Annotated in this window: 24 protein-coding genes, 1 pseudogene and 1 other annotated feature; of the genes and pseudogenes, 1 reads left to right on the forward strand and 24 read right to left on the reverse strand. The window is 42.1% G+C overall.

Features of this window, described 5'->3' with window-relative positions; genetic code table 11:
* Positions 1-178: 178 nt before the first annotated feature.
* From CO686_RS05585 to CO686_RS05680, 20 genes are all read right to left on the reverse strand, one after another.
* Positions 179-1735 (reverse strand): G5 domain-containing protein, encoded by a 1557-nt coding sequence (locus CO686_RS05585; RefSeq protein ID WP_096753611.1) that lies wholly within the window; start codon positions 1733-1735, stop codon positions 179-181.
* 75 nt (positions 1736-1810) lie between these two features.
* Entirely contained in the window at positions 1811-9085 is a 7275-nt protein-coding gene (locus tag CO686_RS05590) for an isopeptide-forming domain-containing fimbrial protein (protein ID WP_096753612.1), read from the reverse strand.
* A gap of 61 nt (positions 9086-9146) precedes the next feature.
* Complete coding sequence (locus CO686_RS05595; RefSeq protein WP_084849289.1) at positions 9147-9734, reverse strand: TlpA family protein disulfide reductase; 588 nt, start codon at positions 9732-9734, stop codon at positions 9147-9149.
* Between the two features lie 328 nt (positions 9735-10062).
* The gene (locus tag CO686_RS05600) at positions 10063-11049 is read right to left on the reverse strand and encodes a PhoH family protein (protein WP_096753613.1); all 987 of its coding nucleotides are present in this window, start codon (positions 11047-11049) and stop codon (positions 10063-10065) included.
* Between the two features lie 80 nt (positions 11050-11129).
* Positions 11130-11345, reverse strand: a complete 216-nt coding sequence (locus CO686_RS05605) for a YozE family protein (RefSeq protein ID WP_001232084.1) — start codon at positions 11343-11345, stop codon at positions 11130-11132.
* Positions 11342-11947, reverse strand: a complete 606-nt coding sequence (locus tag CO686_RS05610; RefSeq protein WP_096753614.1) for a GrpB family protein — start codon at positions 11945-11947, stop codon at positions 11342-11344. Before CO686_RS05610 ends, CO686_RS05605 begins: the two co-directional genes overlap by 4 nt.
* A gap of 11 nt (positions 11948-11958) precedes the next feature.
* A complete protein-coding gene (gene cvfB, locus CO686_RS05615) occupies positions 11959-12813 on the reverse strand; it encodes an RNA-binding virulence regulatory protein CvfB (RefSeq protein ID WP_049485312.1) in 855 nt (284 codons plus the stop codon).
* Positions 12814-12872: 59 nt separating this feature from the next.
* Positions 12873-13430: a ribosome recycling factor gene (gene frr / locus CO686_RS05620; protein WP_001262235.1), complete on the reverse strand. Its 558-nt coding sequence runs from the start codon at positions 13428-13430 to the stop codon at positions 12873-12875.
* 7 nt (positions 13431-13437) lie between these two features.
* Positions 13438-14175: a UMP kinase gene (gene pyrH, locus CO686_RS05625; protein WP_000002996.1), complete on the reverse strand. Its 738-nt coding sequence runs from the start codon at positions 14173-14175 to the stop codon at positions 13438-13440.
* 83 nt (positions 14176-14258) lie between these two features.
* Complete coding sequence (gene trmFO / locus CO686_RS05630; RefSeq protein WP_049550010.1) at positions 14259-15593, reverse strand: methylenetetrahydrofolate--tRNA-(uracil(54)-C(5))-methyltransferase (FADH(2)-oxidizing) TrmFO; 1335 nt, start codon at positions 15591-15593, stop codon at positions 14259-14261.
* Positions 15594-15726: 133 nt separating this feature from the next.
* Positions 15727-16605 (reverse strand): 16S rRNA (cytidine(1402)-2'-O)-methyltransferase, encoded by an 879-nt coding sequence (rsmI, locus tag CO686_RS05635; RefSeq protein WP_065371719.1) that lies wholly within the window; start codon positions 16603-16605, stop codon positions 15727-15729.
* Between the two features lie 2 nt (positions 16606-16607).
* Positions 16608-16925, reverse strand: a complete 318-nt coding sequence (gene yabA / locus CO686_RS05640; RefSeq protein ID WP_000358229.1) for a DNA replication initiation control protein YabA — start codon at positions 16923-16925, stop codon at positions 16608-16610.
* Positions 16926-17070: 145 nt separating this feature from the next.
* Positions 17071-17961: a DNA polymerase III subunit delta' gene (locus tag CO686_RS05645; RefSeq protein ID WP_000806733.1), complete on the reverse strand. Its 891-nt coding sequence runs from the start codon at positions 17959-17961 to the stop codon at positions 17071-17073.
* Positions 17958-18596 (reverse strand): dTMP kinase, encoded by a 639-nt coding sequence (gene tmk / locus CO686_RS05650; protein ID WP_000033378.1) that lies wholly within the window; start codon positions 18594-18596, stop codon positions 17958-17960. Before tmk ends, CO686_RS05645 begins: the two co-directional genes overlap by 4 nt.
* Positions 18597-18717: 121 nt before the next feature.
* Positions 18718-19515, reverse strand: a complete 798-nt coding sequence (gene proC, locus CO686_RS05655) for a pyrroline-5-carboxylate reductase (RefSeq protein WP_096753615.1) — start codon at positions 19513-19515, stop codon at positions 18718-18720.
* Between the two features lie 3 nt (positions 19516-19518).
* Positions 19519-20781, reverse strand: a complete 1263-nt coding sequence (locus CO686_RS05660) for a glutamate-5-semialdehyde dehydrogenase (protein ID WP_049550012.1) — start codon at positions 20779-20781, stop codon at positions 19519-19521.
* A gap of 9 nt (positions 20782-20790) precedes the next feature.
* Positions 20791-21900 (reverse strand): glutamate 5-kinase, encoded by a 1110-nt coding sequence (gene proB / locus CO686_RS05665; protein WP_049550013.1) that lies wholly within the window; start codon positions 21898-21900, stop codon positions 20791-20793.
* A 99-nt stretch (positions 21901-21999) separates the two neighbouring features.
* Complete coding sequence (locus CO686_RS05670) at positions 22000-22899, reverse strand: RluA family pseudouridine synthase (protein ID WP_049550014.1); 900 nt, start codon at positions 22897-22899, stop codon at positions 22000-22002.
* Positions 22883-23350: a signal peptidase II gene (gene lspA, locus CO686_RS05675; RefSeq protein ID WP_000745683.1), complete on the reverse strand. Its 468-nt coding sequence runs from the start codon at positions 23348-23350 to the stop codon at positions 22883-22885. The genes CO686_RS05670 and lspA overlap by 17 nt, the downstream gene beginning before the upstream one ends.
* On the reverse strand, positions 23347-24255 hold the full coding sequence (locus CO686_RS05680) for a LysR family transcriptional regulator (RefSeq protein ID WP_096753616.1): 909 nt from the start codon (positions 24253-24255) through the stop codon (positions 23347-23349). The genes lspA and CO686_RS05680 overlap by 4 nt, the downstream gene beginning before the upstream one ends.
* Between CO686_RS05680 and CO686_RS10475 the strand changes: the two are divergent.
* Positions 24248-24319: pseudogene (locus CO686_RS10475) on the forward strand (AraC family transcriptional regulator); the annotation flags it as partial. The gene CO686_RS05680 and the pseudogene CO686_RS10475 overlap by 8 nt on opposite strands.
* A gap of 165 nt (positions 24320-24484) precedes the next feature.
* Here the strand turns inward: CO686_RS10475 and rpmA are convergent.
* From rpmA to CO686_RS05700, 4 genes are all read right to left on the reverse strand, one after another.
* Positions 24485-24778: a 50S ribosomal protein L27 gene (rpmA, locus tag CO686_RS05685; protein WP_000916509.1), complete on the reverse strand. Its 294-nt coding sequence runs from the start codon at positions 24776-24778 to the stop codon at positions 24485-24487.
* Between the two features lie 16 nt (positions 24779-24794).
* Positions 24795-25139: a ribosomal-processing cysteine protease Prp gene (locus CO686_RS05690; RefSeq protein WP_000613697.1), complete on the reverse strand. Its 345-nt coding sequence runs from the start codon at positions 25137-25139 to the stop codon at positions 24795-24797.
* A 15-nt stretch (positions 25140-25154) separates the two neighbouring features.
* Positions 25155-25469 (reverse strand): 50S ribosomal protein L21, encoded by a 315-nt coding sequence (gene rplU, locus CO686_RS05695; RefSeq protein WP_000109141.1) that lies wholly within the window; start codon positions 25467-25469, stop codon positions 25155-25157.
* Between the two features lie 34 nt (positions 25470-25503).
* Positions 25504-25624, reverse strand: a sequence feature (ribosomal protein L21 leader region).
* A gap of 64 nt (positions 25625-25688) precedes the next feature.
* Positions 25689-26375 (reverse strand): YoaK family protein, encoded by a 687-nt coding sequence (locus CO686_RS05700; RefSeq protein WP_001238358.1) that lies wholly within the window; start codon positions 26373-26375, stop codon positions 25689-25691.
* Positions 26376-26387: the final 12 nt, after the last annotated feature.

The raw sequence follows: 26387 nt of genomic DNA on the forward strand, positions 1-26387 counted from the left end.
CCATTCTTTCAAGCTAGAATAGACTCATACTACTCTACAAATTCCATAACAAGATATTGTTTCTAACAACTTATCCATAGTAATTCGTTTTAATTTATAAAGAAAGAACCCAAGAATAAATTCTGGGTTCTTTTTAGTATTTCTGGTACAAAAGATGCTTTTGTACAATTAGAGAGCCTTAGTCCCTCTTACGAACGACAAAGCCGACTAGACCGGCGATAAATAAACCAATCATTGAAAGAAGACTGGTAGAAGCTGTACCTGTGCTTGGTAGAACTTTCTTATCTTGGCTTGCAGTTTCTTCTTTCTTAGTGCTTTCAGCTTGGTTCCCTGTTGTTACAGTATCTTTCTTAGTTCCAACTTCGACAATCTCATCTACTGCTGGAGTGGTGATTTTGCTTGATTTCTCAACACGACCAGTTTCAACGCCATCTGTGTAAGTCACTGTATAAACAATGGTGCGAACACCCTTCTTACCAGCTGTCGTCACTTGACGACTTCCTTCTGGAAGGTCTGCGTTCTGCACTTCTTTGACTTGGAAGGCAACATCTTCTGTCTTGGTCTCTTCCTTAGTCGTTACAACTGGGGCTACTACTTTCTTAGTTCCAACTTCAACAATCTCATCTACTGCTGGAGTGGTGATTGTGTTTGATTTCTCAACACGACCTGTTTCAACGCCGTCTGTGTATGTCACTGTATAAACAATGGTGCGAACACCCTTTTGACCAGCTGTCTTCACTCGGCGAACACCTTCAGCTAAGAGTGCATTTTCAACCTCACGAGTCTGGAAGGCAACTTCTTCAGTTTTGGTTACTTCCTTAGTCGTTACAACAGCTTTTGAACCGGTATAAGTAATCTTGTTTTTGGCTGCTTTCTTGGTCTTGCGTGAAACTTCTTTACGAGATTTTTCAACACCATCCACTTTTGTCACTTCATAAGTGACTTCATCGATACCTTCTTCACCTTCTTCAACACGCGTTTGACCTTTATCCAGTGCTGGGTCTACTTTCGTTTCTTCTTTGAAAGCAACTTTTTCCTCTACAGTCACTGTTTCTTTGGTTTCTACACCTGTTTTCTTAGTTCCAACTTCGATGATTTCTTCTACTGGTTCTTTGGTAACTTTCTCGCTTTTCTTAGTACGAGCTGTTTCTTTACCATCTGTCAGTGTGATATCCCAAGTAATGGTCTTAGTACCTTTAACACCCGCTTGTTTCACGTTGCGAGTACCTTCTGCAAGATCGGCATTGTTTTCGGTACGAGATGCATAAGGAATCTCTTCTGTTGTAGTGATTTCTTGATGCTCAACTTTTGGTTCCGCTGGTTGTTCCGTCTTACCAGCCAACAAAGCTTCAGCCTTGGCTTTCAACTCATTGTAGCGAGCTTCATATGCCACAAAACCTTTTTGACTTTCTGGACTCTTCATTGCCTTCTTTGCGGTAGGAAGGTACTTAGTAGCTTCCGCCAAACTATATTCTAATCCAGCTTTGTTGTCTTCATCATCCGGATTAGCTTTATAGTCAGCAATGGCAGCGTCTAGATCATTCAGTTTATCTCTAAATCGGAATGCCACGACTCTCTCTTGGCCATCTGGAATTTCTTCATCTTCCGCCGGTGTTTCTTCTGCATGCACTGTTGGAATTTGATATAGATCTGGAGCTACATGATACGTTGCTACTCCAAGAGCGTTTAAAGCAAGTATTGAAATCCCTAACTTTAATAATTTTTTTCTACTCATTCTTTTTCCCTTAACACTTTCAAAATACAGTAAGGAGGAGAGTAAATATTTCTACCCTCCTCTTACTATGCAATCCTATTGTTCAGCTGTGTTTTTCCAAACTAGAAGTCCTGTAAGTCCAAGAATGAGAACTGCAATGACTTCAAAGAGTGTAGAAACTTCAGAACCTGTATTTGGCAAGTTTTTGCCTGGATCTTTTGGTGGAACTTCCCCCTCAGAAGGTGGAATATTTGGAGCCGGTGGTGTTACCGGTGTTGGTGGGAACACCACAACTGTGTTGGTAGATTGTGGGGTGTGATTGAAGCTTACTGTAGCTGTATTTGATACACCGTCCTGATACTTAGCGAAGTCTGTTCCTTCTTTGAAGTTTGTGTAAAGAACGAGAGTTACTTTACTTCCCTTCAAGGCTTCAAGAACATCCTTGTCGCTGATTTCAAGAGTCACAAGATTTTCAGTTTCATCGTAAGTAACAGTAGCAATTGCTTCCAACTCTTTACCTACTAATTCACCGCGGTCATTTGAAGACTTACTCAATTTATCAATAGCTGCTTGAAGCTTAGTTTGAGCTTCTTTTAGTTTCTTGATTTCATTTTCAAGTTTCTCTTGTTGTTGTTTCTTATCAGCTGGTGCTAATTCTGCTTCTTTCTCTGCTGGTGCTTGAAGTTTAGCCAAGTTTTCTTCAGCTGCTTTCAACTCTACTTCCAAGCTTGCAAGATCTTGACTTGATTCGCTAGTTGCAGGTTTATTATCTTCTGTTGCAGAAGAATCAGATGTAGCTGGTGTTGTAGTTTCAGCTGGTTTAGCTGGCTGCGCTGCCTTAGCTGCTTCCAACTTCGCTTTCAATTCAGCCACTTTCGCTTCCGCCACTTTCAAATCTTCCTTCTTGTTAGCCTCTGTTGAAGTCTCATCAGTTGACTTACCTGTCAAAGCTTTGAGTTCTTTCTCAGACTGTTCAAGTTGGGCTTGAAGAGTTGCTTTGATCTTGTCAAATTGAGCGTTTTCAACTTTGAGGGCGATGCGGTCAAGGTTCACTTTGAGGACTTGATTGATTTTATCACTGATTGTGAAGTTCGTCAATTCCGTCTTCTTGATGCGACCGTACTCATCTTTCAAGGCATTTCCATTTTCATCCTTAGGATCTGCAGGAACGAGCGTTGAAATGTCGAAGCGGAATGTTTCATCTGCTTCTTTCAATCTGTAACCACCAGTTGGATTTGATCCATCTTCTGGTCCAACAGTCTTAGAAGGTTCATTTGGTTTTGGTTCAGTTGGTTTTTCTGGGTCACGTGGTTTCACCGTTACCGGTTTTGATTCCTTGCTGCCAGATTGACCATTGGCATCCTTGAAGTTAACACTTGCTTTGTTTGGTACCAATTGATCCTTATAAGGAGTCAAATCGCTATGCGCTTTGAGTTTAGCTGGGATGTACAATTGAATCTCTTTGAAGCCTTTTAGTCGAGCGAAATCTTTCACTTTTACAGTGACAGTGTTTCCTTCAACACTTGTTTCAAGAGCTCCATTTGCATCACGACCGTCCACATAGGCTACTGGCGTATCAGCGATTGCCAAAACAGATTCAAGTGTATCTGTTACGGTGAACTCTTTGTACTTATCAATATCTTTTGGTAAAGCTGTATTGACATTGTACATGTAAGGTGCATCGTATTCGACATCCAAGTGGTCCAAGGTACGGTTGATTTTCTTCGTAATTTCTGGTTCTGGTTCTTTTGGAACGATAACCGGAACTTTATTCGAGTCTTTGTGTAGCCCTGGTCTATTTGGAATGTTTGCATCATAAGAAGCCGTATTTGGAACAGTGAATCCACGATCTGTTAGATATGGAGTCAAATCAGCTCCCGCTTTAATCTTAGCAGTGAAGCTCAATTCAACAGCTTGACCGCCATTGGCTTTCACTTGTTCCTTTGTAAGGGTCAAGGTAATCGTTTGACCTTCTACCTTGATTTGACTTGCATCAAGAGCTTGACCATTCAAGATTGCACTTGCTGAACCTGCATAATCAAGAACAGACTCAAGTGTATCACTTACGCTGAAGGCTGTCGCATCTGTTGGGACACTTGTTTTCACGTTGTATGTGAAAATTTGATCACGATCAGCGAGTGTTTCTTCAGCTTTAGTATTGACATCTTTCTTGATTTCTGGCTCTTCTGGTGTTGGTGGCGTTACTGGAACTTCATTAGAGTCTTTCGTAAAGCCTGGTTTGTTTGGTAGATCTGCCTTGTAAGCTGCCTTGTTAGGAACTTTCACAGTCTTATCTTCTGATAGGTAAGCAGACAAGTTCGCGCCGGCTTTGATCTTCGCGTCGAATGTTAATTCAACTGCTTGACCACCATTGACTTTCACTTGTTCCTCTGTAAGCGTCAAGGTAATCGTTTGTCCTTCTACCTTGATTTGACTGGCATCAAGAGCTTGACCATTCAATTTAGCACTTGAAGTTCCTGCGAATTCAAGAACGTCCACTAGGGTATCTGTGACTGAGAAGGCTGTCGCATCTTGCGCTACACTTGTTTTCACGTTGTATGTGAAGACTTGGTCGCGTTTGTCAAGAGTTTCAGATTCTTTGCCGTTCACATCTTTCTTGATTTCTGGCTCGTCTGGTGTTGGAGGTGTTACTGGGACTTCGTTAGAGTCCTTGTGATATTTCGGATTGTGATCAATATCATAAGAAGCCTTATTCGGAATCTCTGTCTTACCATCTTTATTCACATAAGCTGATAAGTTGGCATTATCTCTAATCTTAGCCTTGAAATTCACTTCAATGGACTTACCTGCATCTGCTTTTACAGAAGCTTCTGTAAAGGCAACTTTGATGACTTGACCAGAAAGTGTCACTGTCGCCTTCGATCCTGCATCCTCACCATCAAGTTTAACAGTGGCTGAAGCATTCTCACCAACAAATTCTAGAACTTCTTTCAACTCGTCTGTCATCTCAAACACAGTTGCGCTGGCAGGCATTGTTGTTTTCAAAGTATAAGTAAACTCTTCATTACGTTTTGCAAGATCATAACGTTCTGCTCCGTTTACTTCCTTCTTAAGCTCTGGAGTAGTGGTTGGTGGTGGTGTAACGGTAACTGGTTTTGATTCTTTCTTAGAATCAGGATTATCATTAATGATGTAGCTAGCAGTATTTGGTACTACCGGCTTGTCTTTTGATTCATTTGGATAAGCTGCTAAGAGTGCATCAAAGGTAATGCCTTCCTTCACCTTAGCCTTAAATGAAACTTGTACAGCTTTACCAGCATATTGTTTCACTTGCTCTTTACCAAATGTGACCGTCAAACGTTGACCTTCTGTTGTTACAGTGAGGTCTTGAACAGCTTGGCCATCAACAGTGACCGTTGCTTCTCCTTCAAATGCCAATTCTTTGACGATATCATCTGAAATGGTGAAGCTATCTGCCACATGTGGAACCGTTGAGTCAATCGTATAAGTAAAGATTTCTGATAACTTACCAAGATCTGCGTGTTCCTGACCATTCACCTTCTTCGTGATTGGTGGTGGTGTAACAGTGACTGGCTTGGTTTCTTTCTCACCTTGTTGGTCATTCTTGTTGGTGTAAGTAATCTTAGCTTTGTTCTCAATAGATGGAACAGTTGAGCCTTTCTTCACTTTGGCATGAATCACGAGCTCTACTTCTTGGTTACCGTAGTCACCCGCATTCGCAAAATCTTTCATCGTTGCAGTCACGGTTTGACCTTGAACTGTTACATCGAAGAATTTCGCTGCCGCTCCCTTGATTTCAGCTTGACCTGAAGTCAAGTTCTCATCCAAGGTATCCGTTACAACGAAGGACTTGTACGTTGTAATATCATTTGGCAATTTCGCTTTGATATTATAAGTAAAGTCGGTTTCCGCACCGATTGTTGCCTCTGTCAGTGTTTCGTTGATTTTCTTATCAACACCTGGTTCTGATGGAGGAGTTACGGTGACAGGTTTCGTTTCTTTTTCTCCGCTATGATCGTTCTTATCTGTGAAGCTGAACTTCGCAGTATTTGGAATGTTGATACGAGTCACTCCATCATTGATCTTAGCTGGAATAATCAATTCCACTTCTTGACCAGCAAGGTCTGTAGCGTTCGCAAAGTCCTTCATCGTTGCAGTCACGGTTTGACCCTCAACTGTTACATCAAAGAAGGCTGCAGCTGCTCCTTTGATAACTGGTTTGCTTGAAGTTTCATTGATAACTGACAAATCTCCTTCAAGTGTATCTGTAATCACAAATTTCTTGTAATCTGTAATATCGGTTGGAAGTTTTGTCTTAATGTTGTAGTTATACGCTTGACCTGTCGCGATATCTAAGTGATCAAGAGTTTCATTGATCTTCTTCGTTACAGGAGGTGGCGTTACGGTGACAGGTTTCGATTCAACTTCTTTCTCTACATTATTCTCATTTGTAAAGGAAATAGAAGCCTTGTTTTCAATGGTTGTACCTGTCACACCATTTTTAACTTTTGCAGGAATGACTAGTTCAACAGTTGAGTATTTTGCAAGTTCACCAAACTGACCATCCTTCACCGTTGCCGTAATCTCTTGGCCATTGGTGTGGATATCAAAGAGGGCCGCTGCAGAACCTTTAATACTTACGTCTCCTGCAAGTTCCAAATTAGCATCCAGTGTATCACGAATCACAAATTTCTTGTAATTAGCAACATCACTTGGTACTGCTGTTGTAATATTGTAGTTGTATGGTTGCCCATCAAACGTTTGGAAGCTATCCAAGTTTTCATTGATTTTCTTATCAATCGTTGGTTCTTTTGGTTTTGGTGGGGTAACCGTTACTTCGTTAGAGGTTTGTTTCACATCGTTCAAGATCACATCCGCTGTATTTGGTACTTTTACTTGACCATCTTTCTTGTATTTAGAAAGATCAGCACCTTTACGGATTTTCGCCTTAAAGGTTAATTCTACATATTGAATGTCTTTCACCTTACGGCGATTCACTTTACGAGTGATTTTTTCAAGATTAGTTTTGTCTAGTGTCAACGAAACGGTTTGACCTGAAACGGTTGTCGCACCTTTCAAATCAGCGTTATCTTTTCCACCGAGTTTTACATTCAAACTATCTGCTTGAACTTCTAACTCTGGAACAACTGTATCTGTCAGCGTAAAGTTGTCCGCAATACCTGGCCATGGAGCAGTCACCTTGTACTCAAAGAGTTCCTCTTCTGCCTTCAAATCTTCATGTTCTTTGTCATTAACCTTCTTCGTAATCTCTGTTACTACTGGCGGTTTCACGTAAACTGGATTTGAACGGCGAATGGTACTTGGTTTGGTATCTGTTTTGGCATGCGCATCTTGGTTTGGTTGATTGTCATCACCATTCCACATGATGTTCCCTTGGTTTAGGAGACCAAATCCATTACTTTCCTGAAGGAGAGCCATGAATTCTTTACTTGATTGATTATTGCGGTATTGTTCTTTCAAACGAACCTTAATGGTCATTTGAGCTTTCTTCAATACCAAGTAATTATAGTTGGATCCTTTAGCAGGAACATCCGCAACCACGACACTTTGAGGGTTGCCTTCTGAATCATCTTGACTAACTACACGAGTGGTCCATTTTTCTCCATTTGGTCCAGTAGCTGAACTTTCAACCACTTCCAAACGGTAGTCAAGTGGGTCTGTCAACATGACGTTCTTTTCAAATTCGTAGGCTACGTTATTGAAGTTGTAATCAAGAGTATAGGTGAACTCCTCTGCCTTGTCTGACAATTGTGCAGAATAGGCTTTTTTCTTTGTCAAACCAAGCGGGTCATCAATTTCTCCCAAGTCATTACTCTTATCTGCGTCGGTAATTTTCTTAGTGACACTTGGGTAACAGTACTCGAGTTTTTGAACTTCAACTTTTTCATTACGTCCACCGATTTTTTGAGTTGAAAATTCACCTGTCTTGAAGACACCCGTCAATTCAGGAACTGTAACTTCTTCGTTTACAGGTTTATAATCAGCTGGCGGATCAACTTCATCCTCTTCATTCGTTTCAGGAGCACGAGCTTCCTTACTCAAATCATAGTCGAAATTGTTATTACCTGGATTGAAGACACTATCGGGTACATAGATTGTGACATTGTCACCTTCTTGATTGATTCGACCACGAATTTGTTTTGATGGATCTGTGACTTTTTCAACAACAGTCTTGTCATTGATTCGAACAGCATCCACCTTATATCCAGGTGTAACAGTGAACTCACCTTTGATGTCTTCCTTGATCAACGCTGCAGCTACAGATTCTAAAATCTTTTGTGAGAACACATCAATGTTATTCTGTTCATTAACATAGAAGGAAACGTTCTTTCCGTTCACAACCTTATCTGGTGAAGCCATCGATTGAAGTGCGTCGTGGAAGATGGCTTGCACTGAACGGTTGTCCCCAATATTAATAGTGTTACCGAAACCATTTAGATAAGCTGGACCATATTGATAATATGGTTCAGTGAAATTATCAACACGTTCCCAGAAACCTACAACCACAGAACCTTCTGAACCAACCGCTGCTTTCAGCTGATCACCAGCATCTCTCAACTCATTGGCACGACCAGTAATATCTTGAGCCGCTTCTGGATAGCTATTTACTCCCCAAGCACGTTGAATAGCATCTGTTCTTGTCCAGCTCTTGTCCATAACCACTGTGTTAGTCCCTGGCAGACGGTAACCGTTGGCTACCCCATCCGTTACCAGGAGGAAGACCGTCTTCCGACCGTTTTCCATATTGCCTTTGACACGGTTGTACTGAGCGATTGTATCATCAATCGCAGGAACAGTTGGGGTCCCACCATCAACAGCAATATTATCAATGAAGCTATGAACTTTATTTTGATCGCTTGTTAAGCCACTATTGCCATAGGTGTAGTTTTTTCCAGTCGAATTCGCATCAGTATATACGTTCGCAGGGTTACCACTAAAATCATTGTTTTCAAAGTAACGCACCTGATCCAAACCTTGGTAAGAAGCAACGAAGACCCGGTCAGTTGTTCGAGGGTCGTCAGTCTTAACGAGATAAGGATTTGTCTCATCGTATTGTTCTGGGCTAACATAAGTCGTCAACCGTTTAAGAGCACGTTTGACACTTGGAATCGTTTCTCGGAATGATCCACTGGCATCCTGCAGGATAACCAAGTCAATTGGTTTACGCGGAACTGTCCATTCCGTCTTTTCTGATTTCTTTATCTTACGATAACATCCATTCTGGATAATTTCCGTATTATCTCCTACTCGAATTACCTCAGTTTCATCAGCCGCACCACGACCGAAACGTAAACTAGCTAATCCTAATGGCACAGAGAGAAACAGAATCGTAAACAGAATGGAGACCTTTTTAATGAAATCTCTCATAATTTTCTCTGAAATCCTATTGCGATTTCTTCTTCCTCCTTTTTTCCGAAATGAATGTATGTTAGTTTAGCAGTTCTTGTAACTCTTTCGAGAAATTTTCAGCAGTGGTATGATTTACTAATACATTCTTTACCTGTTGCTGTTTTGTCACAAGATACATACTTGGTATGGTTTGAACCTGTAAAAGATCGGCTGCGGACTGATCTTCGTCATAATAATACGGGAAAGTATATCCTTTTTCTTTGATATACTGATCAGCAGTTTCCTTTGTTTCTTTTCCTGGTTCGTTCATATTCAGAAGAACAAAATGAATTTGATCTCCATACTTTTCATACATCTGCTGAACAATGGGTAGTTGTTTCTGGCAATGCGGACACCAACTAGCCCATTCGACAACTAATATAGGTTTATCATACAGTTCCGAGATAGCAATCAATTTTCCATCTTGAGAGGTCATTTTAAATTCTGGAAGTTGTTGACCTTTTAAACTCAAAGCTGAATTGTTCTCATCGCTTGAAGTCGATTGCGAAACTGAAGACGTTCCTATATCTCCATCCTTAGTGGGTCTAGTGAAATAAATTAAACCCACCGCTAAAGCTATGATGACTCCTACTGCTAAAAATGGAAGCCACCACTTGTCTTTTTTCATAATATCTCCTTTCTATTAAGATGTGAAAGCGAGTTAGGTACTTTCAAATTTTGGACATAAGCCCACTCTAACCCAAATATCATTTTATCATTTTGAAATCTTTATTTCAATAAAATTTATCGTAATTTTTCCTATTAATTGCTAAGAAAATTAAGAAAAAATAAAATTTATAATAAGTTAACTTAAATGTGGTGGTTTCAGCACTAATATTTCTAGATTTTTACCAACTTCAGATTAAAATCATCATTATTCTGTCTATAATAAATTAGCCATACAACTTTTTATACAGGGCAACTTAAAAGCAGTTCACATCTGAACTGCTTTTTTGCTATTCTGTTTCTTGGTTCTTTTCTTCAACCTTAACTGGAGCTGGTTCATAAGCTCGAATAATCTGAGCGACAACCGGATGGCGAACCACATCCTTGGCTGAAAAATGAACAAAGTCTATTTGGTGAATGTTCTTGAGCTTTTCTTGGGCATCAATCAAACCTGACTTAACATTGCGTGGCAGGTCAATCTGGCTGATATCTCCATTGACAATCATCTTAGAATTAAAGCCTAAACGAGTCAAGAACATCTTCATCTGCATGATGGTCGTATTTTGTGCCTCATCGAGAATGACAAAAGCATCGTCCAAGGTCCGCCCACGCATGTAAGCAAGGGGCGCGATTTCGATAATTTCACGCTCCATGAGACGGGTCGTCTGATCTTTGCCGAGAATCTGATACAAGGCATCGTAAACTGGTCGAAGATAAGGATCCACCTTCTCCTTGAGATCACCTGGAAGAAATCCTAGACTCTCACCTGCTTCCACTGCTGGACGAGTAAGGATAATCCGCTTGACTTGCCCACGTTTAAGGGCAGTTACTGCCAAGGTCACTGCAAGAAATGTCTTCCCTGTCCCTGCTGGTCCGATTCCAAAGGTCACATCATGCTGTTTGACACTGTCCACATAAAGTTTTTGACCCAAGGTTTTGACACGAATCGGCTTCCCTGTATTGTCTTTGATAATTTCTTCTTCGTAAAGGGCGACAAACTTGTCTATTTCATCGTTTTTGACCATGCTAATCGCAGTCACCACATCTGGCGTGCCAACCGTTATTCCTCGATTCACCAAGACCATCAAAGCCTGAATAACGTGACGGGCTTCCTCACAGGCAGTCTCTTCTCCCAAAACCTGCACAATCTCCGTACGAGCATGAATCACCACATCGAGCTCTTCTTCCATCAAACGAAGATGGCGCTCATTGGAACCAAAAAGATGGAACAAGTCATCTGGGTGACTTAGTTGAATGTCTATTGAATGTTCCTTCAAATAAAGAACCTCTCTAATCCGTTTATTTCTTTTTATTATAGCAAAGAGAACAATAAAATACTAGCCTCATCTCATTGTCTCTAGTGTTCTAAGTATTCTTGCCAGATGGCGTCAAAGTCACCTAGGTTAAAAGAGAAACTGGCATGCTCCTCCAAAAAGCGACTCACCTCATCAAAATCATCTGTGTGTTTTGGAAAGGCCGACTCCTCAAAAGCGAGGTCAGCCAAGATGGCTTTAGGACTGTTACTTTTGGGATTGCGCTCAGTCATAAGCCAAGTGTAAAATGATTTTCTCAATTCTTTCTCCTATCAAAACTTTTTTGATGAAATTTTTCTGATTCTTGAAAATTACTGGACTTAGCCTCTGAAACGTGGTGGTTTATAAAATCTGTTTTCGCATCTGTATAGCCGTCTCGATTGTGTTCAAATTTTTTCCACAAACTTAGTTTTAATTCCTGATACGCTTGGGCAATATCTGGATGCTGGCAGAGATAATCTCTAAAATAAATCTCGTCATGATCTCCCGTCATTCGCAAATGTAAATGAAAAACTTTCTCAGCAAATCCCTGCTCAGTATATCCTTTATTTAGCGAAATCCTGTTAGGACTCTCCAACATCACTAGCCAACCATTCTTCACCAATAAATCCCTAACTCTTGCTAAATCCTCTATTTTACCTACTTCTAGCAGAATATCAACGATATTTTTTGCCCAAATATTAGGGATAGCAGTGCTACCGATATGTTCTATTCTTTTAATAACATTTGCACCCAATATTTTTTTCAGATTTGCTTTTTCCAATTCATACCAGTCTTTCCACTCTGGCTTGTGCTCTACTAAAAAAATCGGAAAAAGTTGCCAGAGTTCCTCTAAGCTCATTTCTTCAAGTTTCTTTTTCATGTCTATAAGACCTAAATCAACTCTGTCCCAAACTGGTCTTGCTTGATTTTGCCAGCCTTCATCAAGCCACCGAGTGCTTTCTTGAACTGACCTTTAGAGATACCAAAGGTTGCCTTGATATCCTCAGGAGACGACTTATCATTCAAGGTCATGAAACCGCCATTGCTTTCCAAGTAGGTCAAAATCATCTGAGCATCATTTTCCAACATCTCAAAAGAACGCGGTTTAAGGGAGAGATTCAAGGTGCGGTCCACTTCACGGAAACCGATGACCCGCGCATCTAACACTTGCCCCAAACGTGGCTCTGCGTAGCGCTCACTTGGGTGAATGAAACCAAGCATGTTATTCTCTGGCAGGTATACAAAAGTTCCTGATAGCTTGAGGCGGTAAACAATGGCTGGCCAGTTTTGATTCTGCATGTTGTTGTAGGCAGGACGAGCCAGACGTTGGAAGTCTTCTTGATAAGCCAAGAGTCCCCAGATTCGGTCTTTCTTGTCCACTTCAAGGCGGATGTAGAGTTTGTCACCCTTCTTAGGCCAGAGTTCCTTGAACTCAGGGAGGATATCGAGTGACACAACGATTTCCTTGTCAGGTAGACCAGTATCGACAAAGACACCCAAATCCTTACGAACTTCTGTTACGGTTCCCCAACCAAATTGGTCCTGAGTGGCAGTCACTTCTAAGGTTGTCAGGCGGAGTTTTTGATTCATATCCGTGTAGGCGAAACCTTTGACCGTATCCCCTACTGTATGTTGACCTTCTTCCTTAGCAAGAGCATAGGTCTGACCATCCTTTTGCACAAAGTAAAAACGGTCATTTTCATCGATGATGAGTCCAACGATAAAACTTGCAAGATTTGTATTCATATTTCCTTCTTTCGAATAAAACTCAGCCAGCAATGCCAACTGAGTTTTTCTGTTTATTTTTAGACTTCCAAGATTTCTTTTTCTTTATTGGCTGTCATGTCGTCGATGTGTTTCACAGCGTCGTCTGTTACTTTTTGAATATCTTTTTCAAGAGTCTTCAATTCGTCTTCAGTGATTTCTTTTGCTTTTTCTTGCTTTTTAGCTTCGTCCATAGCATCACGACGGATATTGCGGACAGCCACTTTAGCATTCTCACCGACCTTCTTCACTTCTTTGGCAAGGTCACGACGAGTCTCTTCTGTAAGAGCAGGGATAACCAAGCGGATCACAGAACCGTCATTAGCTGGTGTAATACCAAGATCAGAAGCGTTCAAGGCACGTTCGATGTCTTTCAATGAAGACTTGTCAAATGGTGTTACCAACAAGACACGCGCTTCTGGAATAGTAATTGAAGCGATTTGGTTAAGAGGAGTTTCGACTCCGTAGTATTCTACGTGGATACGGTCTAGCAAGCTTGCGTTGGCACGACCGGCACGGATACCACCAAATTCACGAGCAAGTGATTGGTGAGACTGGGTCATTCTCTCTTTAGCTTTTTCTACAATTGCATTAGCCATAATTTTCTTATTCCTTTTCTTCGATATTGTTTGAAACTGTTGTTCCAATATTTTCACCAAATACGACACGTTTGATGTTGCCTGGTTGGTTCATATTGAAGACAACCAAGTCAATGTCGTTGTCCATAGAGAGGGTTGAAGCAGTTGAGTCCATGATACGAAGACCTTTATTGATAACGTCACGGTGGGTCAATTCTTCAAACTTAACGGCAGTTTTGTCTTTCTTAGGATCGGCATTGTAAACACCGTCTACCCCATTTTTAGCCATCAGAATGGCATCCGCTTCGATTTCAGCTGCACGAAGGGCAGCTGTTGTATCTGTTGAGAAGTAAGGTGAACCAATCCCAGCACCAAAGATAACGATGCGGCCTTTTTCAAGATGACGAAGGGCACGTCCACGTACGTACGGCTCTGCCACTTGTTGCATGGCAATGGCAGTTTGCACACGCGTATCGACACCAACTTGCTGCAATGAATCTGCCATCACAAGAGCATTCATCACGGTCCCAAGCATTCCAGTGTAATCGGCCTGAACGCGGTCCATTCCTGCTTCTGCAGCAGGTTCTCCACGCCAGAGATTTCCTCCACCAATAACAAGGGCAATTTCGATACCTAAGCTATGAACTTCTTGAATCTCTTTTGCGATTGTTTGAACTGTCTGGATATCAATCCCTACGCCACGTTCACCGGCAAGGGCTTCACCTGATAACTTGATTAAAATACGTTTATACTTGGGGTTCGCCATTTTTACTCTCCTTTTTTTATCCTACCTATTTTATCACAATTTCTAAGATTTTTATAGTATCATGAGCAATTCTTTCAAAAAAATTAAACCGTTAAAAATTCCTCTAAGTCGGTAAGAGCACGCTCTGCAATTTTTTCATAACGAGCTTTTTTATCACGGATACGCTCGCCTTCCAATTCCTTGATAATCCCAAAATTGACATTCATTGGTTGGAAATGTTTGCTGTCCGCATGAGTGATGTAATGAGCTAGACTTCCAATCGCTGTGGTCTCTGGGAAGATAGCTTCACTTTCACCCTTAAAGAGACGAGCTGCGTTAATACCTGCAACCAAGCCTGAAGCTGCTGACTCAACATAGCCTTCCACACCCGTCATTTGACCAGCAAAGAAAAGGTTTGGTTGTTTCTTAGAACGATAGGTTTGTTCTAGCAAGTTCGGTGAATCCATATAAGAATTGCGATGCATGACCCCATAGCGAACAAACTCCGCATTTTCAAGACCTGGAATCATTTGGAAGACACGCTTTTGTTCTCCCCATTTGAGGTGGGTCTGGAATCCAACGATATTATAGAGACTACCAGCCGCATTATCCTGACGGAGCTGGACAACCGCATATGGAGTTTTGAAATCTCCATCACGAGGGCCTGTGTAGTCATCTGGATACTCCAGACCAACTGGTTTCATGGGACCATAAAGCATGGTTTTAATGCCACGCTTGGCCATGACTTCGATTGGCATACATCCTTCAAAGTACTTTTCTTTTTCAAAAGAATTCAGCGGTGCTTCTTCCGCATTGACCAATGCCTCATGGAAATCCATAAATTCTTGTTTGGTCATTGGAGCGTTGAGGTAGGCCGCCTCTCCCTTATCATAACGAGATTTGAGATAGACCTTGCTCATATCGATGGTATTGACATCGATAATCGGCGCCGCCGCATCGTAGAAATAGAAACCATCACCGTCATTGAGGGCATGAATCTTTTCAGCTAAGGCATCACTAGTCAAAGGACCAGTAGCGACAACTGTAATAACATCCGTTGGCAATTCTGTAATTTCATCACGAACCACTTCAATCAAGGGGTGATTGGCTACTTTTTCGGTCACCATCTGGGAGAAACCATCGCGGTCCACCGCAAGGGCACCACCAGCAGGGACACGTGTAGCTTCAGCAGATTCCAAAATGACAGAACCCAAGCGACGCATTTCTTCCTTGAGGAGTCCAACGGCGTTTGTCAGAGCATCCCCACGTAAGGAATTGGAACAAACCAATTCAGCAAAATTGTCTGTTTTGTGTTGGGGTGTTGACTTGACACCACGCATTTCATAGAGTTTAACTGGAATACCGCGTTCTGCGATTTGGTAAGCTGCTTCAGAACCTGCCAAACCAGCACCGATAACATTGATATAAGATTGAGACACGACAATAATACCTCTTTGGGTGGAAACTAAGTCCAAATAAAAACAAGCTACTAGACTGTTTGATACCCACAAATCTTTCTAATTTTTCTTATACTAGTATAACAAAAAAAGGGAAGAAGGCAAACTTCCCTGTTTAGTCATTTTCTTGATTTTCTTCCCATTCGTGGTAGGCAGCGTAGAGCTGACTTTTGTTCCACTGATATATCTTTGCGACTTCCTTAATGGCTTGATTTTTCTTCATGCCTTGCTGGATACGAGATTGGATTTCTGAAAACAAGTCCTCCTCGTCCTTTTCCTCCACATCCTGACTGGCACCTTCAACAATGAGAAGGCATTCGCCCTTGAGTGGCGTTTCAGCTATGCTTTCTAATAATTCAGAAATGGTACCTCGTTGGTATTCTTCATAGATTTTGGTCAATTCCCTGACCAAGACTACCGAGCGGTCACCGTAGACTTCTAGCATATTTCCCAATGTATCCGCTACACGATGGGGCGATTCGTAGAAAATCTGAGTTTCTGGGTAATCTTTTTTTAAGTCGAAAAATTGCTTTTGCTGGCCTGATTTTCTCAGTAAGAAACCGTAAAAGATATGTGGTTGTGGAGCTAAACCACTGGCAATCAAGGCAGAAATTCCTGCAGAGGCACCTGGAACGGTAACAACTGCGATTTCTTCCTCAATAGCTACCTTGACCAAATCATGCCCAGGGTCTGAGATACTAGGCAGACCCGCATCAGAGACCTGAGCGATACTTTGTCCTGCTTTCAAGAAACCAATCAAATCAGGAATTTTTTCCTTGGCATTGTGCTCGTGAAAACTGATCTGCTTGGTGAAAATGTCAAAATGCTTGAGCAAAAGCCCCGTATTACGCGTGTCCTCAGCCGCAATCCAGTCCACTTCTTTCAAAGTCTGGATGGCACGAAAGGTCATGTCATCTAGATTGCCAATCGGCGTTGCTACTAAGTAAAGCTTGCCATAGGGAGTTTGCCCCTTAAAACTTTTTTGAATCTGCATGCCTACTCCCTGTACAACAACTCGTCACAGAACATACATTCCTCGTCCTGTTCTCGACGTTGTCCATAAAAATCATTACATACGTGAAACCCGTCTTTATAGATCCGACGGACGCTTTCACGAACATGCTTGGCCTTGACGGGAGTATCTGCTTCCACCTCGCCTAAGCGTTCGCGCAACTTACTATTTTCCAAGCGAAGAGCTGTATTTTCCTCTACCAGGCTCTTGAGATTTTTCTTAATGGCTTCCACATCGGCCAAGGTCACCAGTAACTGTTGGGAAAAATCATCTAGCGCGTCAAATAATTCTTTTTTGTCCATAAAACAGCCCTTTCCTTTCTATATCGTTCATTTTTAATACTCAATGAAAATCAAAGAGCAAACTAGGAAACTAGCCGCAGGCTGTACTTGAGTACGGCAAGGCGACGTTGACGTGGTTTGAATTTGATTTTCGAAGAGTATGAATTTATATTTCTTTCAAAACCAGATATTCCATGGCATTTTGAAAGCTGACATTAGCCTGCCACATTTTTCTAGCTTCTAGTAAATCTTGTAAAATCTGTCGAATCCTTACTTGCAAGAGGTCCTGTCCACAGAGAACTTCGAGGATTCGCAAGACCTGGTCTTGTTTCTCCTTGTCATCTGCCAAGCTAGCCAATTTAGCAACTTGCAAATAACTCTCTTTTTTCTTGGCTACTAACCAAGTTAGTAAGCGCTCGCTTTCATCAACTATAGTCCAAAAACTTGCCTGATTAGCCAACTTTTCAGCTTCAGCTCTCGATTGACTAAACTGGGCTAAGAGAGTTGCTTTTTTCTTTACTAGACCTGCTTGTTCTAATTGATGGATGAGCTTTTCTTCTTGCTTTTTAAAGTGAAAAATCTGGGTCCGACTACGGATTGTCGGCAAGATTTTTTCCTCATCACTAGTTAAGAAGAAAATGTAAACTTCACTCTGAGGTTCTTCGATGACCTTGAGCAGAGAGTTGGCTGCATTGGGATGCATTTTCTCCGCCTGCTCGATGATAAAGACCTGTTGCTGGCTTTCAATCCCTGCTTGGGAAAACTGAGCCACCAATTCTCGAATCCGTTCTGTCTTAATGACCTGATTGACCGGCTTAATCAAAGTGACATCGGGAAATTCTTCCTGCTCAATCAGCTTGCAGTTCCGGCATTTCTCACATGGTAAAACGCCTGCCTTATCCCTACAAAAGAGGCTCTTAGCCAAAAACTGCGCCATTTCCAAGCTTCCAAAGAAACCTGAAAAAAGGTAGGCATGATTGAGCTGGTTTTGTTCTAGAATACGGACAAAGCGGTCAAACTGCTCTGGTTGCCAAGCCTTTAGTTGATCTTGTTTCATTTAGCCAAGCCCATTCTGTCAAACAAGACAGCCTTGGTAATTTCCACAACTTGCTCCAAAGGAAGACTGGCATCAATCTTGACAATGCGATTTCCTTCTTTTTCCAGAAGAGAAAGGTAGCCTTGACGGACTTTCTTGTGCAAGTCCAAACCTTCCAAGTCCAAACGATTGACCTCCCGATCACTATTGGCAGCAATGCGAGCAAGCCCCTCTTCCACCTCAATGTCAAAATAAAGTGTCAAATCAGGTTTGAGGCCATCTGTCGCAAAGTGATTGAGCCAATCAATGGCATCAATATCCAAGCCACGGCCAAATCCCTGATAAGCAACGGAACTATCGATGAAACGGTCCATAATGACCAACTTACCAGCTTCAAGAGCAGGCAGAACTTTTTCCACCAAGTGCTGTCTGCGACTTGCGATATAGAGAAGGAGCTCTGTTTTAGGATCCATTTGAGTATGACTTGGGTCCAAAATCACTTGACGAATCTTCTCCCCAATCAAAACTCCACCTGGCTCACGGGTCGTCAGCACCTCTACTCCTTTTTCCTCTAAAATGGGGAGTAGAGCCTCTAAAACACTGGTCTTTCCTGCTCCCTCTGGTCCCTCAAGAGAGACTAAAAATCCTTTTGACATGTCTAACTCATTTCTTTTTTTCTACCTTCTATTCTATCAAAAAAATAGGTTTTTGTGACAATCTTTTTGCGTCTTCTCTATTCAATCGACCATAAAAAGAGGTTGGGAGTCATCCAACCTCTTATTTACCTAGTTCTTGTGTTCGTTTATAGGCTTGATGAACTGCGGCCATGACTGTACCTCTAAAGGCATGTTCTTCCAGACTTGCTACACCAGCGATAGTCGAACCTCCTGGGCTGCAAACTTGGTCTTTCAATACTCCAGGATGTTGTTGGCTTTCGAGGACCATTTGTCCAGCTCCGACTACTGTTTGGGCTGCCATTTTCAAAGCCCTTTCTCTTGGCAATCCTGACTGAACACCTGCATCTGCCAAAGCCTCGATAAAGAGGTAGACAAAGGCTGGCCCACAACCTGCAAGACCTGTCGCCGCATCAATTAAGTCATCCCCAAGCTCAACCAATAGACCCTCATTGGATAAAAGCTGACAAAAGAGTTCACCGTCCTCAGCAAGACAGTTTGCTGACATGGCATAACTAATCACCCCTTGACCGATAGCCACTGGAGTATTGGGCATGATGCGAATGATACGATGTTGACTTGGGATAAGACTAGCTAGTTTTTCCAAGGTCAATCCAGCCGCCATGGAAATCAAAAGAAGACTCTCTCGTTTTTCAAGGATAGACTGGTATTGAGCAAGGATTTCAGAAAACTGAGCAGGCTTAACTCCTAGAAAGATCACATCTGCTTCTGCAAAAATTTCTTCATTACTGGAAGCCTGGCCACCGAAATTGGCGATGAAAGCATCTACTTTTGCTTGACTGCGATTGGCAAGGAGAATCTGTTCACCCGTCTTGGCCTGCAAGACAGCCTTGGCCAAACTAGCTCCCATATTTCCCAAACCGATAAATCCAATTTTCATCTCTTACTCCCTTATCTGTCCGTCACCAGTAACCACATACTTGTAGCTAGTTAATTCCTTCAAGCCCATTGGACCACGCGCGTGCAGTTTCTGAGTCGAAATCCCCATTTCACATCCAAGACCAAATTGACCTCCATCAGTGAAACGCGTTGAAGCATTGACATAAACCGCTGCAGAGTCAACTTGATTTGTAAAGTAAGCCGCAGCTTCGGCATTCTCTGTTACAATGGCGTCCGAATGATGGGTACTGTGGGCTTCAATATGCGCAACCGCTTCTTCTAAACTGCTCACAACCTTAATCGCTAGGATATAGTCTAAAAACTCGGTGTCAAAGTCTTGGGCCTCAGCTGCTCGACCTGAAACAAACTGACTTGCTTGGCTATCCAAGCGGAATTGAATTGGTTCCAGTCCAGCTTCTTTCCGACTTGTAACCAGAACTTGTTCCAAGAGAGGAAGGAAGCTTGCTGCCTTGTCTTCATGAACTAGCAAGACCTCCATGGCATTGCAGACAGAAGGACGACTGGTTTTAGCATTGTTGATGATGGCTAGAGCCTTGTCTTCATCGGCATCCTTATCCACATAGACATGGACAATCCCAGTTCCTGTCTCGATAACGGGCACGATAGCATTTTCAACCACAGCATTGATCAAACCAGCGCCTCCACGAGGTATGAGAAGGTCTAGATAACCCTTGGCCTTCATCATAGCATAGCTACTTTCTCGGCTGGTATCTTCCACCAGTTGAATCACATTTGGATGAATGGTCGTTGTCTCCAAGCCCTTCTTCAAAGCTGTGACAATAGCATGAGCAGTTCGGTAGGCATCCTTACCACTACGAAGAACGACCGCATTGCCACTTTTGAGAGCCAAAGCAGCCGCATCAGACGTCACATTTGGACGACTTTCATAGATAATACCAATAACCCCCATGGCCACACGCTTCTTGGTAATAACCAAGCCATTTTCAAGCTGACTTGTTTCTAGGACCTCACCAATAGGATCTGGTAAAGCAACCACTTCACGAATCCCTCTTGCCATCGCTTCTATACGTCCCTCATCCAAATAAAGACGATCTAGCATAACATCTGAGATTTTCCCCTTGGCCGCTGCCATATCGAGGGCATTTGCCACTAAAATCTCCTCAGTAGCCGCCAATAAATGATCAGCCATAGCTAGCAAGGCTTGGTTTTTCACTGCTTCGCTGGCAGTATTGATTGATTTCTTAACAGCTTGTACCTGTTCAAATTGTTCTTGTGTACTTACCATCGTTCACCTCTAAAATTCTGTAAAGAGCAGCTGGATTTCAGGAGTGATGGAAATCCAGTCATCACGGTGAATCAAGACTCCCTTAGCTTTTTGAGAACGGAGCATATCTTCTAGGGCTGAGACACCAAATTGGACACGTCCCTTTCCAAGAGATTGACCTGTTTCTTTATCAGCCACTGTGACAATATCGTGGTAAGAGAAGTTTCCTTCCACTTCTACCACACCCGATAAAAGGAGACTTTTCCCGTTTTTTGAAAGTGCCTCTGCAGCTCCACCATCTACCCAAATCGTTCCCTGACTTTGAGCATAGAAGGCCAGCCATTGTTTCTGGGTACGAAGTCCCTTCTCTTGCGCAACAAAGAAGGAACCATCCCTAGTTTCTTCAGCTGCCTCAATCAAGGCATCAGATTTCATAGAAGAGCAGATATAGACTGGCACACCTGACTCCGTCGCAATAGTTGCAGCCTTGATTTTGGTCAGCATGCCCCCAGTACCGTTTGATGAACCTGCTCCACCAGCCATATCAATAATCTCACGATTGATAGTCTCGATTTTCTTCAAACGTTTGGCTGTTGAATCCGAGTTGGGATTGCCAGTATAGAGGCCGTCCACATCCGTCAAGAGAACCAAAAGATCCGCTTGAACCATAGCTGCTACCTGGGCACTCAGAGTGTCATTATCACCCACCTTTAGTTCGTCAATGACGACACTATCATTCTCGTTAATGATAGGAATTGCACCACGATGAAGTAATACAGACAAGGCCTGATGGGCATTTTTATAACGGCGCTTATCCACAAAGTCGTCCTGTGTCAGCAAGATTTGTGCAGAAACGATCTGGCGCATGAGGAGGTTGGTTGTGTATTCCTCCAACAAAAGTCCCTGACCAACTGCAGCCGAAGCTTGTTTATCTGCAATCTTGGTCGGACGTTTTTTAAAACCCAAAGCTCCAAATCCAGCGGCAACTGCCCCAGATGACACCAAAATCAACTCATGTCCAGCCTCATGCAGCATAGCCAATTGCTGGGTAATTGCCTTTACTTTACTTCTTGATAAACTCCCGTCTTCATTTGTCAAGGAGGAGGTCCCCACCTTAAAGACGATTCGTTTGTACTTCATATTCTCACTCCGATTCTTCATATTTATCCATTATAACATGAATACTTTAAAATAGAAAAGACTTGAAATAAAAAGGTTGAGACAGTCATCTCAACTCTTTTATCTATTCTCAGCTTTACGCAATCTTTCCAGCGTTTCTTTAAAAATCTCTGGAATATCTGCTGTGAACTCCAAGGTTTCACCTGTTCTCGGATGAGTAAAACCTAGAGTTTTGGCATGGAGAAACTGTCCATGTCCTTTCAGGGTTTTACGAGGGCCATAGACTTCATCACCAGCGACTGGATGGCCAATATAAGCCATATGAACACGGATTTGGTGGGTACGTCCTGTTTCCAGTTGCAACTCTAGCAAACTATAATCTCCAAAGCGTTCCAAGACTTGAAAACGAGTCACTGCTGGCTTCCCTTTAGCAGTCACTGCCTGTTTCTTACGATCTTTTTCACTACGACCAATCGGAGCTTCAATCACACCACGATCATTGGGCAGATTGCCATGAACAATCGCCCAGTATTTACGGAGAGACTTCTTGTCCTTGAGTTCTTGCGCGAGTGCTAAGTGGGCCTCATCATTCTTAGCAATCATAAGGAGACCAGATGTGTCCTTATCAATACGGTGAACGATACCCGGTCGTAGAACACCATTGATACCTGACAAGTCCTTGATATGGTACATGATGGCATTGACCAAGGTTCCACTTGTATGACCGGCGCTGGGATGGACCACCATGCCTTGAGGTTTGTTAACAACGGCTACATCCTCATCTTGGTAGATAATCTCGAGTGGCAGATTCTCAGCCACATACTCTAAAATCTCTGGTTCTGGCACATGGTAGGTGACGATATCCCCCTCTTGGACAGTGTATTTTGCTTTCTTGGCTTGCCCATTCACCAAAACTTGTCCAGCCTTGATTTGTTCATTCGCGAGACTGCGTGACAATTCTGTCAGGTCCGACAGAGCCTTGTCTAGACGTTGCCCACCAGTTTCAATTTTTATTTCCATTTACTTCCTCTTTAAGCATTGCAATCAATAAAACAATGACACCAACTGTCAAATAGCTATCAGCAACATTGAAAATCGCAAAGTTGATAAAGTCTAGGTGAAACATATCCACCACAAAACCTTGACTCATTCTGTCGATAAAGTTGCCCAGACCTCCCGCTATTATCAAAGTCAGTCCAAAAACTAACCAGAGAGAATCCTCCATGTGTTTATGTAAATACCAAATGGCACCTACCATGACGACCAGTGTAATAACAGCAAATAACCACTGCTGATCTTGCAGCATGGAGAAGGCTGCCCCTCTATTTTGCAGATAGGTCAAGCTGACGAGATTGGGGATCCACGAACGCACTTCACCCAGTGGAATCTGCTGGACAACATAATTTTTGACCAACTGATCCAGCCCAATCAAAAGCAGTACAATGACTGCTACTATTCCTCTTTTTTTCATGATTTCCTCTTTTGATCAAAATATTCTTGCATAACCTCAACGAAAAGAGTCCCAGCTTGGCTAAGCTCCACCTCTTCCCGTTTGACGTAGACCATGCGATTATCTAGATTATCCTTGAGACGAATGACTGTGATGCCATTAACACTGTCACTATCTAAAAACCCTGAACCTGTCGCATAGGCATCCGTCCGCTCCAAAATACCATTCAAAGTAGCACGGTCGGTCACATTGAACATCTGGGAGCTCGCGCTGGTGTCGACAAAGTTCTCTGAATAGTATAGATACTCATCCTTTTCCTGAGTAAAACGAACCGTTGGTAAATCAGCTAAATCCTCCATGACCAATTCCTCTTTCTGTGCCAAAGGATGCCCTTCACGAAGATAAATGTGAGTCTGGAAAGGAATTAGTTCGATAACTTCTAAACCAAGCTTTTCAACCCGTTGTATGATGCCCTTTTTATTTTGGTTGTTGAGGTATATAATCCCAATCTCACTGTGTCCTTGCGCCACTTCGTCTAATATTTGAACTGTGGTAGACTCAAAAATACGAAAGTTCTTATAATCAGGATAACGCTCTGAAAAGGCCGTAATCGTTGGTGGCAAGAAGTCATAGTGCTGGCTGGCAATGGAAAATTCATCCTTTTCTTCCTCAGGATTGGCATACTGATTTTGAAAAACATCAAAGTCTTTAACTAACTCCTGCGCTTTCTCATAAAATTCCATACCACGACGGGTTAAGAAAGTCCCCGAACTCGTCCGACGAAAAATCTTAAAGCCTAGCTCTTTTTCCAAATCGCGCACAGAAATAGACAAACTCGGCTGACTAACATACATCTTTTCAGCAGCTTCACGGAAAGTACCACTATTGGCAATAGCAACAACATAGCGTAATTGTTGAATGTTCATCTTTTACCCCCAACTTCTCTATCTGTTCATTATACCATATTTTAGAAGTTTTCCACCTAGGAAAAATAATGTCGCTCACAAAATTCATCTACACTAGTAACAAAGAGTTATGGGTATCAAAACAAAAAAATAGGCTCTCCGAAAACTCGGAAAGCCTTATTTAATGCTACTTCTAGCTTCCTCGCCTTAAAATACCAAGGCTCGGGATAAAAAGGTTCACTGGACCTTTTTATTTTGCGATTGGGTAAACAGAAACTTGTTTCTTATCGCGACCTTTACGTTCAAAGCGTACTACGCCTTCAACTTTAGCGAACAAAGTATCGTCTCCACCACGTCCAACGTTTACACCTGGATAGATGTGTGTACCACGTTGACGGTAAAGGATTGATCCACCTGTTACAGTTTGTCCGTCAGCTGCTTTAGCTCCAAGACGTTTTGCTTGTGAATCACGTCCGTTTGATGTAGAACCTCCACCTTTTTTGTGGGCGAAAAGTTGCAAGTTGTTAAGAGTCATTTTTAACATAATGTTTTCCTCCGTGTTAGTTTTCTGTGATAACTCTGGTTTGGACGAACTCAGAAGAGTTCTCCGATAAATTTGCCATACCTAAGAAAAATGATTCAAAGAATAACTGGGTCATTTCTCTCTGGTGCGAAGGAAGATCCGCTGGTATTTCAACCTTTAGATAGCCACCTTCATCTTCGTTTAATTCTAAGATTGGTTCATAGCCTGCAAATTTCTCAATGGAATTGATAAAGTTAATGGCAAGCGTAGAAACCGATGCACACACGACATCTAAGCCGTATTCGCCACTTTCGGCGTGTCCAGTAATTTCCGCACTCCTCAGCTCGCCATCTTCGGCTCTCTCAAAGACTGCTTGTATCATGTGTTCTCCTTAAAATTAAGCGTTGATCGCGTTGATGACAACTTTTGTATATGGTTGACGGTGACCTTGTTTACGGTGGCTACCTTTTTTAGGTTTGTACTTGTAAGTAACAACTTTCTTTTGTTTTCCTTGTTTTTCAACAGTTCCAACTACAGTAGCTCCAGCAACAAGTGGAGTTCCGACAACAGTGTTTTCACCACCAACAAGAACAACTTCGTTAAAAGTAACTTCTTGACCAGCTTCAACGTTCAATTTTTCAACGTAAACTGCTTGACCAACTTCAACTTTAACTTGTTTTCCGCCAGTTTTGATAATTGCGTATGTGCTCATTATGCACCTCCTATGATTTTTAGGGTTTCCCCGTATTTTTGTGAAGACTCGCCTAGCATCGTGGGACGAACCACTTAAAAGAAGAGCTCTAAGTATAACAAAGTTTAAATTTTGTATACGATGAGCAAACGATGTTCGTGCGGTTGCACAGGATTGTGCATAGTCAACTCTTCAAGTATAGCATATCTTCTTTTTTCTTACAAGCGAAATCAATCAAATTTAAGCTTTTTCTTTCCCTTTTTTTCTCCAAGAAGCAAAAAGCATACTGAAGTAAAAGATACTCATCATAAGAGGAACACCTAGAATTGTCTTCTCCTGATAGTAAATCGTCAAATAAGCTGAAAAAACAACTCCGAAGACAAAACTACTAAGTAAGCTAACAAAAATCAAGCCCTCTCGTAGAAAAGGCGTATGCTTGGTCCGGAAATAATCTCCAAAAGCCAACATGGTTCGTTTAATATTGCCCGTCATAAAAGCATTATTATAGGCAATACCTGACACTTCTCCAAAGGCTGTTGTCACCAGTCCCATACAAAAGGCCAAGGGCGGTACGAGATAGATATTGTCAACCGTTTGCGGCACAAAGCCTATAATTAGGGATAAGACTGCAAGTGGAATCAAGGACAAAATCGGCTTTTTAACAATTCGTAGTTTTTCCTTATACAATGTCAGAAAAAAGACACCCATCATAAAGGAAAACAAGGTCATTACTTTGGCACTGGCATCCGATACATTTTGTTGAATAAGTCCTACAGAAAGAAAAACCACATTCCCAGTCTGTCCAGCGACAAGGGTGTTCCCTCGCACGATAAAGGTATAAGCATCGACATATCCTGCACAAAAAGTCAAAAAAAGCGCTAGTCGCTTAGACTGACGTGATATTTTTCTTATTGGTAATAATCTCATTTTCTCTCCCAA

Origin of the sequence: Streptococcus oralis (assembly GCF_002386345.1) — a bacterium.
GTDB classification, from domain to species: Bacteria; Bacillota; Bacilli; order Lactobacillales; family Streptococcaceae; genus Streptococcus; species Streptococcus oralis_S.

Excerpts from the sequence above, each read along its gene's own strand:
- CO686_RS05585 (WP_096753611.1), bottom strand. The coding sequence starts at position 1,735 with ATGAGTAGAAAAAAATTATTAAAGTTAGGGATTTCAATACTTGCTTTA.
- CO686_RS05590 (WP_096753612.1), bottom strand. The coding sequence starts at position 9,085 with ATGAGAGATTTCATTAAAAAGGTCTCCATTCTGTTTACGATTCTGTTT.
- CO686_RS05595 (WP_084849289.1), bottom strand. The coding sequence starts at position 9,734 with ATGAAAAAAGACAAGTGGTGGCTTCCATTTTTAGCAGTAGGAGTCATC.
- CO686_RS05610 (WP_096753614.1), bottom strand. The coding sequence starts at position 11,947 with ATGAAAAAGAAACTTGAAGAAATGAGCTTAGAGGAACTCTGGCAACTT.
- cvfB (WP_049485312.1), bottom strand. The coding sequence starts at position 12,813 with ATGAATACAAATCTTGCAAGTTTTATCGTTGGACTCATCATCGATGAA.
- frr (WP_001262235.1), bottom strand. The coding sequence starts at position 13,430 with ATGGCTAATGCAATTGTAGAAAAAGCTAAAGAGAGAATGACCCAGTCT.
- pyrH (WP_000002996.1), bottom strand. The coding sequence starts at position 14,175 with ATGGCGAACCCCAAGTATAAACGTATTTTAATCAAGTTATCAGGTGAA.
- rsmI (WP_065371719.1), bottom strand. The coding sequence starts at position 16,605 with ATGCAGATTCAAAAAAGTTTTAAGGGGCAAACTCCCTATGGCAAGCTT.
- yabA (WP_000358229.1), bottom strand. The coding sequence starts at position 16,925 with ATGGACAAAAAAGAATTATTTGACGCGCTAGATGATTTTTCCCAACAG.
- CO686_RS05645 (WP_000806733.1), bottom strand. The coding sequence starts at position 17,961 with ATGAAACAAGATCAACTAAAGGCTTGGCAACCAGAGCAGTTTGACCGC.
- tmk (WP_000033378.1), bottom strand. The coding sequence starts at position 18,596 with ATGTCAAAAGGATTTTTAGTCTCTCTTGAGGGACCAGAGGGAGCAGGA.
- proC (WP_096753615.1), bottom strand. The coding sequence starts at position 19,515 with ATGAAAATTGGATTTATCGGTTTGGGAAATATGGGAGCTAGTTTGGCC.
- CO686_RS05660 (WP_049550012.1), bottom strand. The coding sequence starts at position 20,781 with ATGGTAAGTACACAAGAACAATTTGAACAGGTACAAGCTGTTAAGAAA.
- proB (WP_049550013.1), bottom strand. The coding sequence starts at position 21,900 with ATGAAGTACAAACGAATCGTCTTTAAGGTGGGGACCTCCTCCTTGACA.
- CO686_RS05670 (WP_049550014.1), bottom strand. The coding sequence starts at position 22,899 with ATGGAAATAAAAATTGAAACTGGTGGGCAACGTCTAGACAAGGCTCTG.
- lspA (WP_000745683.1), bottom strand. The coding sequence starts at position 23,350 with ATGAAAAAAAGAGGAATAGTAGCAGTCATTGTACTGCTTTTGATTGGG.
- CO686_RS05680 (WP_096753616.1), bottom strand. The coding sequence starts at position 24,255 with ATGAACATTCAACAATTACGCTATGTTGTTGCTATTGCCAATAGTGGT.
- rpmA (WP_000916509.1), bottom strand. The coding sequence starts at position 24,778 with ATGTTAAAAATGACTCTTAACAACTTGCAACTTTTCGCCCACAAAAAA.
- CO686_RS05690 (WP_000613697.1), bottom strand. The coding sequence starts at position 25,139 with ATGATACAAGCAGTCTTTGAGAGAGCCGAAGATGGCGAGCTGAGGAGT.
- rplU (WP_000109141.1), bottom strand. The coding sequence starts at position 25,469 with ATGAGCACATACGCAATTATCAAAACTGGCGGAAAACAAGTTAAAGTT.
- CO686_RS05700 (WP_001238358.1), bottom strand. The coding sequence starts at position 26,375 with ATGAGATTATTACCAATAAGAAAAATATCACGTCAGTCTAAGCGACTA.